Below are 14,681 nucleotides of genomic sequence, written 5' to 3'. Positions count from 1 at the left end.
GTTAGGTTTCTCTAAAGAAACCTTATTGCGATGGTGCTACATAATTTTATTTCCGCTGTAACCTTTAGCGCCCATGTATCATCTAATTCTTGTAACCTGCTACACAATAGATTGTACAAATTCAAATACAGGTACAATTACATTGATCATAGCTAGTATAGACGGGAAAGGAGCACCATCCTTTGAATCTCGAAACAAACGTATACCAAGCAAGGCACGGGGATCGCAAGGCGTTCGTCGCCTTGATGAAACAGATGGAATCCGATATGTATGGCATGGCGCGTTCCATTCTTCGCAGCAATGAGGATTGCGCGGACGCAATACAAGAAGCGATGCTCAAAGCATACAAGTCTCTGGGTGAGCTGCGTGAACCTCGCTATTTTAAAACATGGCTGCTTCGTATTCTCATTAATGAATGCCATCTCATGATCCGCAAGCAAAAACGGGTTGTACCCGTCGCGGAATTTATAAAGGAACCGTCCACCTCGGGCGGATACGAAAAAATCGAGCTGCGCGAGGCCATCGACCACTTGGAGGAATCCATGCGAACCGTGATTTCCCTGCACTATTTGCGTGATATGCCGATCAGGGAAATTTCAGAGCTACTGGACCTATCAGAGGGTGCCGTCAAAACACGATTGCACCGTGCTCGCAGAACATTAATGGATCTGCTACAAAATCGCGGAGAAAGGAAGGTGACCTTTCAATGAATCCTTCAGAGTATGAGAATCAGGAACAAAAGCTGGATGAGAAATTACAATTGGAAAAAGAAAACTTGGAAGCAGATATGGCAGACATCCCTGATTTGGTAAGGCAACGCCTAGACGCATTTTATGCACAAATGGAATCAGATTCTGACCTGCTACCCGACCGTTCATCCTCTCATCGACCCGTTAAAAGGTTTCTTCGGAGAACTGCAATTACCGCTGCTTCTGCAGCGCTCATTGGCGTTATGATCATTGGCAGCGCCTATGTTTCGCCTACAATGGCGGAATCATTGAAACAGGTCCCCCTTGTCGATAGCGTCTTCAAGCTCGCTGGGGATCTGGGGCTGCAAACCGCTGATCAGAAAGGATTGGCCACTTCATCGAATCTCAGCGTTACCCATGGCGGTATTACATTGGAAGTACCTCAAATCATATTTGACGGGACACGCTTGGTCGTAGCGTTGGAAAAAAGCGGTGGGGATTCACAACATGAACCCCTGTATCCCACTACCAATACGCAAGGGCAGGAAGAGGATATAGTGGAGAAAATAGACCTGTTCATCAATGGGACGTCGGTCGACAGCAACAGTAGCGCCTTTAATCTCATGTATGGTCGTCCGGGCAAAGACAATAATTCTATGCTGATTGCGTATATGCGTGACCCTGCCAGTGGTAAAGCCGCCTTACCAGATCAGTTTGAGCTAGAGGTATATGCAAAGTTAAAAGGTGTATCCGAGCCGTTCCGCATACAAACCACGGTTCACAAAACTAAAATAAACAACAAGATACTTCAGCCGCAAATGAGCAAATCTAATCCGTATCTTGCATTTACGGTAGAAAAGTTAGAAATGACCCCTATCACGACCAAGATTACAACATCGTTCAAAATGCTGACTGATATTGCACATATGCCGGATGAGTACACCGTGGAACGAGAGTACAATAACATGAAGAATGGACACACGAACCAGTACACCAAAAAGGAATTGGATATACTCGATTATGCTGTATTCGACGAGCAGGGAAGAGAACTTCAATTGCTGAGCGGTTCTGGAGTTCCCCATACCCAAGAACGTGACAGCAAAATGATCACACTGTTTACTCCTTTTGTGGACACTCCCCAGAAGATCATTTTCAAGCCATATATCTTGCCAACCCAATCAGGAGGTAGCGCCCTACTCGATGCTAAAGGTAACTGGACACGCCATTACATCGATGAATTAGAAATTACGATCGATGTGCCACAAAATACAAACCACCCATAAAACACGAATAACGCCGCTGCTGTCCGAATGATCGGGCAACAGCGGCGTTATTATCATTTCTAATCCTAAGCGTGGTTTTAGACATTGTCATCAGGAGTCGTTCCTGTACCAGGTTCCTCATCATCGGAGGTTAGTTCTGCACCGATGACCCGAATGATGTCATTCGGATAAATATGTACACCGCTCGCCTGCGCGAGAGCAATTCGTACCATAGCTCGTGCGATGAACGAAGCGGGAATGGCGCGATAGGAAGCGAACCTGCCCGTCATTAGGCCATCTAGCGCTTTCATGACAATCGTGGCAGCGGCTTCGCCAAATCGTCGTTCAGATCTCGCTCCCAAAATAAGCGACGGACGGAACAAATGCAGTGCAGGCAATCCGATCGCGGCAAGCGCCTCTTCAGCCTCACCCTTAGTACGGTTATAAAACACACGTGAATCCGGGTCAGCGCCCATCGCAGAGATCGCAAGCATCTGTACTGCTCCAGCCTCTTTGCCCAACTGGGCTGTCAGAACCGGATAGTCCAGATCCACCTGTCGAAACTGCTCCTTAGAGCCAGCCTTTTTCATCGTTGTCCCAAGGCAGCAAAACACATCATCCACCCCTTCGAGGGCGAAGGCCGACTTCTGTGGTTGTTCCCAGTCGATGAGCGCCTGCTCTAGCTTGGGATGCTTGATGTCCAATGGACGCCTGCCCAAAACCATGACGCGGGTGTATTCTTTTTGCACCAGTAGCTCCCGTACAACATAACCCCCGACAAGCCCTGTGCCACCCACAACGACCGCTTTACGTTCCATGATATACCTCCTAACGCTCCTTGTCCCATGATTGTGATCAGGTTAATTTAAACGGCTGTTCGTCCGCCTCCTTGCTGTCGGACGGACACATAGGCAGGTACAGGGAAAAAGTACTTCCCTTGCCTTCTTCACTCTCCAGACGGATAAATCCGCCTAACAAGCGGGAAAAATCACGGCTGATGGACAACCCCAGCCCAGTTCCACCATATTTACGATTAATCGAACCGTTCGCCTGCTGGAATGCCTCAAAAATAACATGCTGCTGAAGCTTGGATATACCGATGCCTGTATCTTTTACAGCAAATACAACCCAGTCTCCCTCCTGACCCTTTCGATCCAGATGCTGTGTGCTGATTTCCAGCAATACACGCCCTTCATGAGTAAACTTAAAGGCATTGGACAATAGATTGCGTAAAATTTGCTGTACTCGTTTGGAATCGGATCGGATTTCATCCGGTACATGTTCATGCACGTTCAGGCTGAATTCCAGGTTTTTATCCTTCGCTGTGACATCAAAATGCATCATCATCCCATGCGCAATTTCACGCACACTGACTGGCTCACTTACGATTTCCATGTGCCCAGCCTCGACCTTGGATAAGTCCAGAATGTCATTAATCAGTTGGAGCAAATCATGGCCCGAGGCATAAATTAGATCACTGTACTGGTATAGCTCGTCCTCATCTAGCTCTTTTCCCTGCTCATTGATAATCTGTGCCAGGTTAATGATGCTGTTAAGAGGTGTACGTAACTCATGCGACATCGTTGCCATAAAATCCGATTTATACTGGGAAGCCATCATCAGCTGCTTGGCGCGTTCCTCTAAAATAATCTTTGCCTTTTGCAGCTGATCACGCTGCTCTGACAACAACTCATTCGCCTGCTGAATCTGATAGTTTCGCTGCTGCTCCATCTGAAAATCACGTAATATCAGTGCAAATAAAAAGCTAAGGATAACGCCGATAGGCAGTGTAAGAGGAACGACCTCTGCTACATAATAGCGCCAGGGAATGACGCCCAGGAAGGCAATATTTAACGTATTTACAATATTAACCGCTAAAATGGTTACAGATGCCTTAATAATCAAGCGCCAAGTGGAGCGGCGCATCCAGTAGTTCAAACCGGCGCATAATATGCCCAAAATGCTCATATTCAGAAAGCCGACCCACGCCGCCATATTCAGACCGAAGGTAAATCTTGTAAGACCGATTGCTACCCCAATAATAATCAGCGTGTAGGAACGGGGATACACCAATGCTGCGATAATGAGCGGAACAAAACGCAGATCGAAAATAACCGTTTCATTGAAATTAAAGCCAAAGCAAGAACTGACCCATCCGCCAAATACCACCAGCAACACTGAGCTGACATATTTGAACCGCGTAGACGTACGACTCAAACCATATTTATAAATCACGTTCGCCACATAGGCAACGGCAATCAGCATCCCCAAATTCATTATAAACATCGTTGAAAATTGCATGGATTCACACTCCCATTGCGCGAGAAATTGGATGCCAGGCCTATGCTAGCCGATTTTGCCTTACTCGTACATCATAACATGAAGCCCCATCTTTCGACATATCCAAGAGGCTTGCGTGTGTGTATAAAAAAAGCGAACCGCAACGGCTCGCCCTAGTGGGAGTATCTATAGAGTCAGCTTGGAATGCCTTTGTTCCGGCGCCACTCCTTGACAAATAATTCGGCAAAGTAAGGATCCCACTGGGTTCCTTTACCCTCTTCCAATATCATAACCGCCTTCTCTTCCTTCATACCTTTCCGATAGGGACGATCCGACGTCATCGCATCATAGGCATCTGCTACGGCTATGATGCGCCCAAATAGTGGGATGTCTTCCCCGGAGAGCTGGTCAGGGTATCCCTTGCCATCGTAACGCTCATGGTGCGAGCGCACGCCGGGTAGATAAGGGGCCATAGCATAAGCAGGCTCCACTTGCCGAAGAATACTCTCCCCCATAACCGGGTGCATTTTAATCTGGTCAAACTCCTCGTCCGTCAGCTTGCCATCCTTAAACAGCACAGCGTCAGCCACACCGATTTTACCGATATCATGCAGCAAGGCTGTTTTACGCAGCAAGTCGAGGTCCGTCTCGCCCAAACCGCCCTTTCGCCCAATGAGTACAGAGTATTCAGCCACGCGCAACGAATGTCCTGCGGTATAGGCATCCCGCGCATCCAACGCTGCAGCCAAAGTGGCAAAGTAACTGTCTAATAGCTGACCGTTTTTTTCCTCTCGTTCCTTCAGGCCCTCGATCATCATGTTAAATCCTTCGACCAGCTCCGCAAATTCGTCCGAATACAAGTCACTGGCGTTACTGTTCAGGCGGCCTTCCTTCACTTCATTCATTTTTTCCAACAAGTGATGGATCGGCTGTTCGATCTCACGGGTTAGCAGCCTGCCTCCCAAATAAGCAAAGGCTACACCAGATATTAAAATCGTACCCGCCCATGCCCAATAGGAGCCGGAATCCGTCGCCTCCAAATGTTCCAGCCGAATCTGCGTAGCTAAACAAAACAGAAATAGAGGAAAAGCACCAATTAACGTTGCACTTAACTGAAATTTATGCCGAAGTGACAGCAAAACTCGACCTCGCAGGGACAGGTTCAATCCATATTGCTGATAGGTTCGATCCCGAATCTCCTCCAGCAGCGGTTTGATTGCTCTCATGGTCAGAAAAAATTCAACCAGTGCATGCATGGAAGCGACCAAACAAGCTCCTATACAGGCGATTCCTACATAATAAAAGGGAAAGGTAAGTTGTCCAGTATGTATCATCCATAATGCAATGACGGCTGCCGGGATAGAGAAGCCTAGCAAATGCGGTCCGACAATACGTAAAACGGACAAATTAGGCAGATGATGAACCCGGATATACACCGCTTCTACATCCTTGAGTGTCTCCTGATTGCCTTGGAAAAAACGATGAACGGGTCTTAAGTGCATTCGAAACACTATGGTTTCACAGACAATCATAATGACGCTGGAAAATGCAACAATTTTGACAAGACCCAAAAGCTCATAGTGGGCTACATTTAACGTGGAAAATACAAAAATCATACATACCAGTAGTACAGCAATAAATGAACCTATAATATAGTTCAGGATAACATGCTGAATAAAGCGCTTATAGATCGGCAAAATGCTACCCCTCTTTTCATCCGTACGCTCATAAAATATCTTTGTATTCAATATCGGAGTCCAGCCGTCAAAAGTTAACCTTCTTCTATGAGCAATTTGCATGAATCCTAGGAAAATAACACTAGCGAGCGGTCCGCATCGGATTCCGGCTTTCGCAGGGCACCTTGGTCTGGCAAAGTCCGCAACCGGCACCCGATTCAGCCTCACCGCCGTTTAACACTGCCCACTTTCGAGATTCCTCGCCGTACACAAATTTCATGCAGGCGATTTTGTCATGACCGCCTTCCTTGCTGATGGCCTGTACAGGACAGCGGGTAATGCACACACCGCAAATGCCTTTGCTGCACAGCAGACAGTTACCGGTATGGCTCAGGTTCGAGGATACTCTGACATCAGGCGGCACCTGCAGATCCGTTACTACAGACAGCAGGCGGATGGCAATTCCTTTTTCGGTGATGAAGCCATCGTTGATACTGAAGGTGCCGAGACCGGCTGCATACGCGATATGCCGTTCTGACCAATTAGAGACCGGACCACCTGTGGCACCGTGGATGTTGTACCAATCCGTATCCAGCGGCCCCACAGCTCGATAGCCAAGTCCAGTCAGATATCCCGCCAAATGGTACCTTGCCGACCGCACAAAATATTCATCGCCAAAGGTCCGCAGCAGCGCCCACTCTCTGGAGGCTCTTGCTTTTTGCGCACGATTGGCCTTGCGAATCGTCTCACTGATCGGCAGCACAACACTGACAACGGTGCCTCCACCAAAACTTCCTGTGCCGAAGGTCCGTTCGAAGGCTTCCTGCGGCGTAGCATGGTCGGGGCCCACCACTCTTTTATAATCCTCAAACAAAGGATCATTGGCCTCTGCAAATTGAATAATCGGTTCCTCGTAGTAAGGGCTCTGTAATTCTTCGCAGAAATTGCCCTTGTCTTCGCTCACATAGGCCTTCATCTCGGCTGCGATAAGTTCTTTCATGTCTGGTACGGGCGTTACCATCCTATCCACATCCCTCTTCTTAAGTTATTGTGATTCTCTCGAATTCCTGGCGGATACCCGGTTACCGATGAATGGCTGCGTTACATATCTGAATCCCTATTCGTGTATATACACGAATAGGTCAGCATGACCTCCCTTATTAGGCGAAGGCTAATCACAGTCTCAATTTTTCAATTTTGGATAACAGTGCGGTCAATATCTGCAAATCGGCGCTTCCCAGTGACTTCTGTAAAAATAACTGCGCCTCCTCCCAGAGCTCTGCTGCATCGTTATATAACGCTTTTCCTCTCTCTGTCAGGGTAAGGCAGCGGTTCCGGCTTCCCTCAGCGGATGTATCCTCCACATACCCACTTTGCTCCAGGGCCTTCAAATTGCGCACAAGCGTGGTTCGGTCGAGTCGCATCTCCGATGCTAATTCGCTTACGCTTACCGGTCCCAGTACCGTTAAGTGCTTGAGCAGCGAAAACTGGCTGATATGGAGTCCACTTGGAGCCAGATACTGGTCATACAGCCCTGTTACAGCCATCGAGGCACGACGCAGATTAATGCATGTGCAGACTGAGGGCGAGTTATTCTGTGATGTTTTTTTGTCTTTCCTTGAGGCAGTCATAGTTCTTGTTTCCTTCCATCTTTCGTGTAACTACACTATTCCAAAATTCGTACGCTCTGTCAGGGCAATTTATCACAGCCTCTATTCTCTGCAAATGAAAATAAGTCTAATCCATTGCAGAAAGTGCATTATTTCCAGTCTACAATCAAAAAAACCAAAAATCCCTTGTGTTTTAGAATCATTATTGTTATACTGTATTAGTATGTATTAACCCCATAGGATTCCACGCAAGAAGCTATACTCCTATCACCGCATGGAGCTTCTCCAAATTTTATGTATAACCCTAATGTAGAATTTTGAGCTTTTGCCGAAGATTTTCACATTCACACTGGCGCGGTCATCGGAGCCGCAAGGACGAAAGAGAGGTAGGGCTTTTGTCGTTTGGAAAATAAACAGAGGAATCAGACTGCCCCTTATGAACATGCTGACCATATAATACAAGGTAGCAGGGGTTAAATATATATTATGCCGTCAAACGATGAAGTTTGAGCAGGCCGTGCAGTATACGCAAGCTGCGCAGATCCTCCGGATGATCCCCGGGGGATTTTTCATATACGGAAAACGCATCTATGAACAAAAAAGTGACCCTGCCGATACATCGACAGGGCCTATAGCTTGATCAAAAAGGGGTTAATAGGGTCATTATAGTCTTGCTTTCTTAAAACAAAATGATATGCACCTTAAAAACTCATTAATTTTCCAGCTTTATATGGCTACTAATAATTCGTCCAATATTCCATACTACCGGACTGTACCTTTTGAGTAGTAGGGCGTCCAGCTTCCACTTGGGCAGACTTGTAGCTGGAAGGACGCTCCCATCCTTCCAGTAAAACAATATGCTGGGTACCTGTGTTAGTTTCCCATGTGATATAGCGCTCTTGTTCCATATGTCGCAATGCAGCTGTAATTTCAGGGTCTCGCTTACCCGTTTTTGCTGACAATTCAGCCATTGTAGGCATATGGCGATGCTGAGCAAAATAATTATACAAAATACGTAGTAGCTTCCGTTCCAAATCCGGCAACATCGTTACCCCTCCTAAAGAACATATGTTCCCATTATAACACATAAAAATGCACCCTCCTACTGGAAGATGCATACGGGCTTGTATGCCCATGCTGAATTTAGTTTTTTTCCTTTTCCTGACGACCGATAGAGCGCAACCACCAAGAGATTCCTCCAACGCTTCCAAGCGCCAAAACCGTCAAGAAAATAATATAAAACAAATGAAATGTACGATCACTCATGGCAATCGCCTCCTTACTTTATGTATACACTTTCCAGCTAAGCCTGTAAACCTCTTTTTGATCCCACAATCACATTTTCGCCAAACATTTGACAATAGATACTTGCTTAGGATGCATCGGTGCACACTTATCAAAAATGGTTAATATCAAATAGGAGACAGATCAAGGAGGTTATCGAATATGAAGTTTCTATTGATCGTAATCATCATTGCGCTGATCGTTGTTTTGCTCATGAGAAGACGCAGATGAACGAAGACATCCTCTATGGTTAACTGAGAATACAAAAAGGGCTTTCGGTACATCACCGAAAGCCTTTGTTCATCTGAGGTTAAGGCTGAACTACGCCTTGTTCTTTTTGCTATATTTAATAAAAGCAATCACAAGCGCTATAGCAAACAATATTCCGCTGACTACCCATGTGGTCAGAAACGCCATACCCAAGCCGACATTAGCCCCCATGGTCGGATGCTTCATAGCAGTAAACACCGAGCCCTGCATCATAAATATGGTACAGAACAAAACAACGGGTGCCAAAATAATTGTGCTTGCGGTCTTACGACTACCAGATACTGCAATTACACACAGAGCAGAAATCACCAAGATCACCCAATAGATAACTGCTTCCCAAATCGCTGAAGTGCCCACCTGTTCGACCTCTTTTCTATCCATCATATATACCTCTTCTATTGTAACAGACGTCACACAGTGAACCAAGCCATAATTTGATTAGAAAAGGGCTAAACCCTGCCGACAATGTAAATAATGTATAGTAGCAGACAACCCTACATAGAAGAAATGAAAGGAATTGATCTTATGAGAAGTGCAAGTCCTTTTGTCATTGTGAACGATGTGCAGCAGTCGGTTGACTACTACCAATCTGTTTTAGGCGGGAAAATCAAAGTACTGAACAAGCAGGACGGCAGGCTCTTACATGCCGAACTGCACCTGGGCAGCAGCCATATCCATTTTTCCGATTCCTACGGTAAACCACTGAAAGCACAGCATGTCCAAATCATTCTCGACTGTGAGAGTGAGGAGGAGCTTAAACAGGCTTACCATGTACTATCCGAAAAAGGCACCATCACTGTAGAGCTACAAGATACCTTCTTTGGTGCGCTGCACGGCGAAGTAACGGATCATCTTAATCAAATTGGATGGGTGATGAACTATTTTAAAAGATGATCACGTTTAGCCATAACTGAGTACGTCTTGTAGCCGCCATCAACGTTCCTCACCCGATATCCGAATTGGGTCAGAATTCTGGCCGCTAGATAGCCGCGCAACCCGACTTGGCAGGATACCGCGATCTCCAGATCACGAGGAATTTCCGACATCCGCTCTCTGATCTCGGCCAGTGGAATATGAATAGAACCTGGAATCGCTCCTCCCTGTAGCTCCATCGCATCCCGGACATCAATAACAAGACCACCATTGCGGTGAAAATCGTCAACTTCATGCCACTGTATCGTCTGGACCAGCCCATCCATGATGTTCGAAGCTACGTAACCCGCCATATTCACTGGATCTTTAGCTGAAGAATAAGGAGGTGCATAAGCAAGCTCGATATCTGCCAGCTCACGGACGGTTAAATGGCCGCGAATCGCCGTCGCAATAACATCAATCCTTTTGTCGGCTCCGTCAGCCCCAACAGCCTGCGCTCCGTAGATCATCCCGGTCTTCGGATGAAAGAGCAGCTTCATAGAAATGGGTGACGCGCCAGGATAATAACCGGCATGTGAACCAGGATGAATATGAATAGTCTGATAAGGAACAGCCAGCCGCTGCAATGTTTTTTCATTGTTACCTGTAGAAGCTGCGGTCAATGCAAATGTCTTAATTACGGATGTTCCGAGCGCACCATCATAGGAAATCGGCTGACCATTAATATGATCCGCTGCCAAACGCCCCTGCCGATTGGCTCCCCAGGCCAGCGATACCATCGTTACAAACCCATGATTGCGGTCTTTGACCTGGATGGCATCACCTACCGCATAAATGGACGGATCACTGGTTTGCAGCTGTGCATTCACCTGAATAGCGCCGCGAAAACCTAGTTCCAATCCGCATTGCTTGGCCAACTCATTTTCAGGTACCACGCCAATCGCCAAAATAACCATATCCGTCTGAAGCGTCTCCTCAGAGGTCAAACGTAACCGTGTACCCTGTTCTTCAAAAGCTGCGACTCCTTCCTCTAAACGCACCTCCACCCCGTTCAGCTGCATATGCTGTTCCACCAGTTTGGCCATTTCAGGGTCAAGCGGATTCAACACTTGTTGTCCTTTATCCATAACGGTTACTGCAAGTCCACGCTCCCGCAAATTTTCAGCCATCTCCAGCCCAACAAATCCAGCACCAATTATCGTGGCATGCTTGGGTTGCCTTTCATCTACATATGCCTTAATAAGGTCGGTGTCATGAATGTTTCTTAACGTAAATACATTTGTAGCTTCATGTAGTCCGGGAATGTCTGGTATCATCGGTTTGGCTCCCGGCGACAATACCACAATATCGTACGCCTGCTCATCCATCTCTCCTGTGATCATATCGCGGTAACGGACAAGCTTATGCTCGCGGTCTATTTGTATTACTTCTTTCAGCACCCGAACATCTATATTAAATCGGTCTCTAATGCCTTGAGGCGTCTGGAGAAACAGCTTCTCCCGTGCCTGAATTGTCCCCCCAATATAGTAGGGAAGACCACAGTTTGCAAAAGAAACATGCTCACCGCGTTCAAACAGAATAATCTCGTCTTCCTCATTCCATCTACGCAATCTCGCCGCAGCAGAAGCTCCACCTGCTACCCCGCCAATAATAACTATCCTCTTACCCATTTCTTCCCCTCCTCATATACCCTATGGGGTATAATATATACCTATGGGGGTATGATGTCAACAAACAAAAAAGGCAGAGGTTACCCCCGCCTGCTCAAACCCTAAACAAAACCCGATTGGAATCACAAATCACTTGCGACTGCTGCAAAAATGCCCTATCTCACTGGGCTAACTAGCCGCCAACTACTGTTTATTACTGTTGACTGGCCGCGATTGCCTGCTCCAGATCATACAAAATATCGTCTATCGCTTCGGTCCCGACAGATAAACGTAACAGCTCCGGTTTGACTCCAGCAGCCACCTGTTCTTCTGCGCTCAGCTGCTGATGGGTTGTGCTTGCCGGATGAATAATCAAAGACTTGGAATCGCCCACATTCGCCAGATGAGAAAACAGCTTTACATTCGCAATCAGCTTGCTTCCCGCCTGACTCCCGCCTTTGATACCAAAGGTCAAGATTGCCCCTTGTCCTTTTGGCAAATATTTTTGGGCCAACTCATAGGATGGATGGCTCGGCAATCCAGAGTAGCTGACCCACTCCACATCCTTGTGACTTTCGAGGTATTGCGCTACTTTCAGGGCATTCTGACTATGTCTTTCCAGCCGCAGATGCAATGTTTCCAAGCCTTGAAGCAGTAGCCATGAATTGAACGGAGAAATGGCTGCTCCCAAGTCACGCAGCAATTGCACCCGTGCCTTGATAATGTACGCGATAGGTCCCACCGCCTCGGTGTATACAACTCCATGGTAGCTTGGGTCCGGCTCAGTCAGTCCGGGGAAACGACCACTCGCTTTCCAGTCAAACTTGCCACTGTCCACGATTACCCCGCCAAGAGACGTACCGTGTCCGCCAATAAACTTGGTTGCCGAATGCACAACAATGTCCGCTCCATGTTCGATAGGGCGTAATAAATAGGGGCTTGGGAACGTGTTGTCCACAATCAGCGGAATACCATATTCGTGTGCAATCGCCGCTACAGCTTCCACATCTAGCACATTGCCCTGTGGATTGCCAATCGTTTCGGCAAATATGGCCTTCGTTTTATCCGTGATGGCTTGGCGGAAATTCTCCGGATCATCCGAATCGACAAAATGCACCTTAATACCCAATTTCGGCAGTGTAGTAGAAAACAGATTATATGTACCGCCATACAGACTGGAGGCCGATACAATTTCATCTCCAGCTCCGGCAATGTTCAGAATGGAGAAGGAAATCGCCGCCATTCCCGAAGCTGTGGCCAACGCGCCAGCTCCGCCTTCCAGTGCGGCAATTCGTTGCTCGAATACATCCGTAGTCGGATTCATCAGACGCGTATAAATGTTGCCGAATTCTTTCAGCGAGAACAAATCAGCCGCATGCTCGGCATCCCGAAATCCATATGAAGTGGTCTGGTACAACGGAACGGCGCGGGCAAAGGTATTAGGATCAATCTCTTGTCCGGCATGGACAGCGAGGGTTTCGAATGACAGCTTGCGTTCTTCTGACATGATTATTGCCTCCCTTGTTATACGTGCTGTATGAATCGTCTCTTCCTGTATGCGTAGTCTTGGATGATTTTTCAACTATTCTCGCACAAAAAGAACGATTTGGGAAGATAATTCTCATTATTCAGGTATGATATTATTGTTTTATTGAAACATCAAGTTTCGGATCGGAAGGTTTTGCCCAAATGCTCACCCAGACCAAAATAATGGCGGAAATTATAGATGAGCGGACTCCACTTTGCTGGATCAATATGATTCTCTCCGAGGATGATATCCTGATGAACATGCACCTGTATGGCTTGGGTTTCGACGATCGCAAAATAAGGAGAATGGTCAGGAATCCGCATCTCCTTCACCTTGGCTTCAATTTGAATAGGGCACTCCCTGATTCGGGTGGGCTTGACTCTATTCGATTCAATCGCAGCCAGTCCGCTGATCTCATACTTATCTTTTTGATATGAAAATCCATTTTTCTCTTTTTCCGCTGGAACGGGATTCTTGCCTGTAAAAGGAGCCAAACGCTCTACATTTTCCCACATGGAAGGCCCAGGAACATTGATTACACATTCGGGATGACGCTCCATATTTTCTAATGCTTTGCCACCTGTTCCAATACCTAACACCACACAATCTCCTAATGCCCACGAGGAGGAAATAGGGCTAATATTGGTCGTTCCATCCTCATTCAGCGTGTTGAGTAAAATCACAGGGGTTCCGTAATATAAAATGCTAGGGTTTATCGTTTTTATGCTTGGGGTACGATTCATCTGATTTATTGGATTCATTGGGTCCATGTTTTATTCTCCTTCTGTTCAGATCTGCCTCCTTATTGTAAAATGTAAACATTTCAACCTTCATCGAAGTATGGATTACAAAGGGGGATAACCGTGCCATGAGCACCCAATCGAATGTAGCCATGATTGCTTCTCTTGTCAGCGAGCCTTCCCGTGCAGCCATTCTCACCGCTCTATTAGACGGCAGATTCCACACGGCAAGTGAACTGGCCCATATGGCAGGCATCAAACCGCAAACCGCCAGTTTCCATCTGGCTAAAATGACCGAAGCACAAGTCATTACTGTAGAAAAACAAGGGCGGCACCGTTACTATGGCATTCAAGACCCCGAGGTTGCCCAGGTGATGGAGTCACTTTTGTCCATAGCTCCACCTGTTCCAATCAAGTCATTCAAGCAAGCCTCCGAAAACGAGGCCATACGGTTGGCAAGAACTTGCTACGACCATGTTGCGGGTCATTTAGGCGTACAGCTCATGAGTTTTTTCATGCAAAAGGGGATTCTTTCCGAGGATCAGGACGGACTTCATATCACCCAACAAGGAGAGATTTTCTTTGCTGACTTTCAGATCAACCTCAAGAACACAAGACAAAAGCGTCGCTCCTTCTCACATAAATGCCTGGATTGGAGTGAACGACGCCATCATCTTGCCGGTGCTTTAGGAAGTGCTCTTCTAGACAGATTATTCGAATTACATTGGGTCGAGCATCTGCCCACAACCCGAGCGATACGCATTACAGCCGAGGGTAAAAGAGGTTTTAAAGAGGTATTTTCGATAGAGATCGGCTAAGT

At 46.8% G+C, this 14,681-nt stretch carries 16 protein-coding genes; 5 read left to right on the top strand and 11 right to left on the bottom strand.

The features are described 5' to 3' along the window. The first annotated feature begins 182 nt into the window (after positions 1-182). Entirely contained in the window at positions 183-710 is a 528-nt protein-coding gene (locus tag HFE01_RS20045) for a sigma-70 family RNA polymerase sigma factor (RefSeq protein WP_016819485.1), read from the top strand. Continuing rightward, complete coding sequence (locus tag HFE01_RS20040; protein ID WP_016819484.1) at positions 707-1,972, top strand: DUF4179 domain-containing protein; 1,266 nt, start codon at positions 707-709, stop codon at positions 1,970-1,972. The genes HFE01_RS20045 and HFE01_RS20040 overlap by 4 nt, the downstream gene beginning before the upstream one ends. Positions 1,973-2,049: 77 nt before the next feature. On the opposite strand, the gene HFE01_RS20035 is transcribed toward HFE01_RS20040, so the two are convergent. The 5 genes from HFE01_RS20035 to HFE01_RS20015 all read right to left on the bottom strand — a co-directional run bounded on the left by HFE01_RS20035 (position 2,050) and on the right by HFE01_RS20015 (position 7,538). Then, complete coding sequence (locus HFE01_RS20035) at positions 2,050-2,769, bottom strand: NAD(P)H-binding protein (protein WP_016819483.1); 720 nt, start codon at positions 2,767-2,769, stop codon at positions 2,050-2,052. 37 nt (positions 2,770-2,806) lie between these two features. Continuing rightward, the gene (locus HFE01_RS20030) at positions 2,807-4,252 is read right to left on the bottom strand and encodes an ATP-binding protein (protein ID WP_016819482.1); all 1,446 of its coding nucleotides are present in this window, start codon (positions 4,250-4,252) and stop codon (positions 2,807-2,809) included. 173 nt (positions 4,253-4,425) lie between these two features. Next, positions 4,426-5,928 carry an HD-GYP domain-containing protein gene (locus HFE01_RS20025; RefSeq protein WP_029514805.1) on the bottom strand — a complete coding sequence of 501 codons (1,503 nt, stop codon included), beginning with the start codon at positions 5,926-5,928 and terminating at the stop codon, positions 4,426-4,428. Positions 5,929-6,049: 121 nt separating this feature from the next. Beyond that, complete coding sequence (locus HFE01_RS20020) at positions 6,050-6,928, bottom strand: (Fe-S)-binding protein (RefSeq protein WP_019686013.1); 879 nt, start codon at positions 6,926-6,928, stop codon at positions 6,050-6,052. A 154-nt stretch (positions 6,929-7,082) separates the two neighbouring features. Further along, a complete protein-coding gene (locus tag HFE01_RS20015; RefSeq protein ID WP_019686012.1) occupies positions 7,083-7,538 on the bottom strand; it encodes a MarR family winged helix-turn-helix transcriptional regulator in 456 nt (151 codons plus the stop codon). A 478-nt stretch (positions 7,539-8,016) separates the two neighbouring features. Here HFE01_RS20015 and HFE01_RS20010 point away from each other — a divergent pair, with 478 nt between their 5' ends. Then, positions 8,017-8,157, top strand: a complete 141-nt coding sequence (locus HFE01_RS20010) for a hypothetical protein (protein ID WP_019686011.1) — start codon at positions 8,017-8,019, stop codon at positions 8,155-8,157. A 97-nt stretch (positions 8,158-8,254) separates the two neighbouring features. Here HFE01_RS20010 and HFE01_RS20005 read toward each other — a convergent pair whose 3' ends face one another. The 3 genes from HFE01_RS20005 to HFE01_RS20000 form a co-directional block, all read right to left on the bottom strand. Continuing rightward, positions 8,255-8,563 (bottom strand): LexA family transcriptional regulator, encoded by a 309-nt coding sequence (locus HFE01_RS20005; protein ID WP_019686010.1) that lies wholly within the window; start codon positions 8,561-8,563, stop codon positions 8,255-8,257. A gap of 97 nt (positions 8,564-8,660) precedes the next feature. Next, positions 8,661-8,783, bottom strand: a complete 123-nt coding sequence (locus HFE01_RS27655; RefSeq protein WP_016819476.1) for a hypothetical protein — start codon at positions 8,781-8,783, stop codon at positions 8,661-8,663. A gap of 339 nt (positions 8,784-9,122) precedes the next feature. Continuing rightward, entirely contained in the window at positions 9,123-9,455 is a 333-nt protein-coding gene (locus HFE01_RS20000; protein WP_016819475.1) for a hypothetical protein, read from the bottom strand. A gap of 141 nt (positions 9,456-9,596) precedes the next feature. On the opposite strand from HFE01_RS20000, the gene HFE01_RS19995 reads away from it, so the two are divergent. Beyond that, positions 9,597-9,965: a VOC family protein gene (locus HFE01_RS19995; RefSeq protein WP_019686009.1), complete on the top strand. Its 369-nt coding sequence runs from the start codon at positions 9,597-9,599 to the stop codon at positions 9,963-9,965. Here the strand turns inward: HFE01_RS19995 and HFE01_RS19990 are convergent. The 3 genes from HFE01_RS19990 to HFE01_RS19980 all read right to left on the bottom strand — a co-directional run bounded on the left by HFE01_RS19990 (position 9,950) and on the right by HFE01_RS19980 (position 13,891). Next, complete coding sequence (locus tag HFE01_RS19990; RefSeq protein ID WP_019686008.1) at positions 9,950-11,614, bottom strand: CoA-disulfide reductase; 1,665 nt, start codon at positions 11,612-11,614, stop codon at positions 9,950-9,952. The two genes, HFE01_RS19995 and HFE01_RS19990, sit on opposite strands and share 16 nt — an antisense overlap. A gap of 193 nt (positions 11,615-11,807) precedes the next feature. Next, entirely contained in the window at positions 11,808-13,100 is a 1,293-nt protein-coding gene (locus HFE01_RS19985) for a homocysteine synthase (protein ID WP_019686007.1), read from the bottom strand. A 152-nt stretch (positions 13,101-13,252) separates the two neighbouring features. Beyond that, a complete protein-coding gene (locus tag HFE01_RS19980) occupies positions 13,253-13,891 on the bottom strand; it encodes a flavin reductase family protein (RefSeq protein WP_019686006.1) in 639 nt (212 codons plus the stop codon). A gap of 98 nt (positions 13,892-13,989) precedes the next feature. Between HFE01_RS19980 and HFE01_RS19975 the strand changes: the two genes are divergently transcribed. Then, on the top strand, positions 13,990-14,679 hold the full coding sequence (locus tag HFE01_RS19975) for an ArsR/SmtB family transcription factor (RefSeq protein WP_019686005.1): 690 nt from the start codon (positions 13,990-13,992) through the stop codon (positions 14,677-14,679). The last annotated feature ends 2 nt before the right edge of the window (positions 14,680-14,681 follow it).

Origin of the sequence: Paenibacillus sp. EKM10P (genome assembly GCF_011800655.1) — a bacterium.
GTDB lineage: Bacteria > Bacillota > Bacilli > Paenibacillales > Paenibacillaceae > Paenibacillus > Paenibacillus polymyxa.
Note: the sequence above shows the minus strand (reverse complement) of the source record. Positions and strands in the feature narration are given on the sequence as shown.

Excerpts from the sequence above, each read along its gene's own strand:
- HFE01_RS20040 (WP_016819484.1), top strand. The coding sequence starts at position 707 with ATGAATCCTTCAGAGTATGAGAATCAGGAACAAAAGCTGGATGAGAAA.
- HFE01_RS20035 (WP_016819483.1), bottom strand. The coding sequence starts at position 2,769 with ATGGAACGTAAAGCGGTCGTTGTGGGTGGCACAGGGCTTGTCGGGGGT.
- HFE01_RS20030 (WP_016819482.1), bottom strand. The coding sequence starts at position 4,252 with ATGCAATTTTCAACGATGTTTATAATGAATTTGGGGATGCTGATTGCC.
- HFE01_RS20020 (WP_019686013.1), bottom strand. The coding sequence starts at position 6,928 with ATGGTAACGCCCGTACCAGACATGAAAGAACTTATCGCAGCCGAGATG.
- HFE01_RS20015 (WP_019686012.1), bottom strand. The coding sequence starts at position 7,538 with ATGACTGCCTCAAGGAAAGACAAAAAAACATCACAGAATAACTCGCCC.
- HFE01_RS20010 (WP_019686011.1), top strand. The coding sequence starts at position 8,017 with ATGAAGTTTGAGCAGGCCGTGCAGTATACGCAAGCTGCGCAGATCCTC.
- HFE01_RS20005 (WP_019686010.1), bottom strand. The coding sequence starts at position 8,563 with ATGTTGCCGGATTTGGAACGGAAGCTACTACGTATTTTGTATAATTAT.
- HFE01_RS27655 (WP_016819476.1), bottom strand. The coding sequence starts at position 8,783 with ATGAGTGATCGTACATTTCATTTGTTTTATATTATTTTCTTGACGGTT.
- HFE01_RS20000 (WP_016819475.1), bottom strand. The coding sequence starts at position 9,455 with ATGATGGATAGAAAAGAGGTCGAACAGGTGGGCACTTCAGCGATTTGG.
- HFE01_RS19995 (WP_019686009.1), top strand. The coding sequence starts at position 9,597 with ATGAGAAGTGCAAGTCCTTTTGTCATTGTGAACGATGTGCAGCAGTCG.
- HFE01_RS19990 (WP_019686008.1), bottom strand. The coding sequence starts at position 11,614 with ATGGGTAAGAGGATAGTTATTATTGGCGGGGTAGCAGGTGGAGCTTCT.
- HFE01_RS19985 (WP_019686007.1), bottom strand. The coding sequence starts at position 13,100 with ATGTCAGAAGAACGCAAGCTGTCATTCGAAACCCTCGCTGTCCATGCC.
- HFE01_RS19980 (WP_019686006.1), bottom strand. The coding sequence starts at position 13,891 with ATGGACCCAATGAATCCAATAAATCAGATGAATCGTACCCCAAGCATA.
- HFE01_RS19975 (WP_019686005.1), top strand. The coding sequence starts at position 13,990 with ATGAGCACCCAATCGAATGTAGCCATGATTGCTTCTCTTGTCAGCGAG.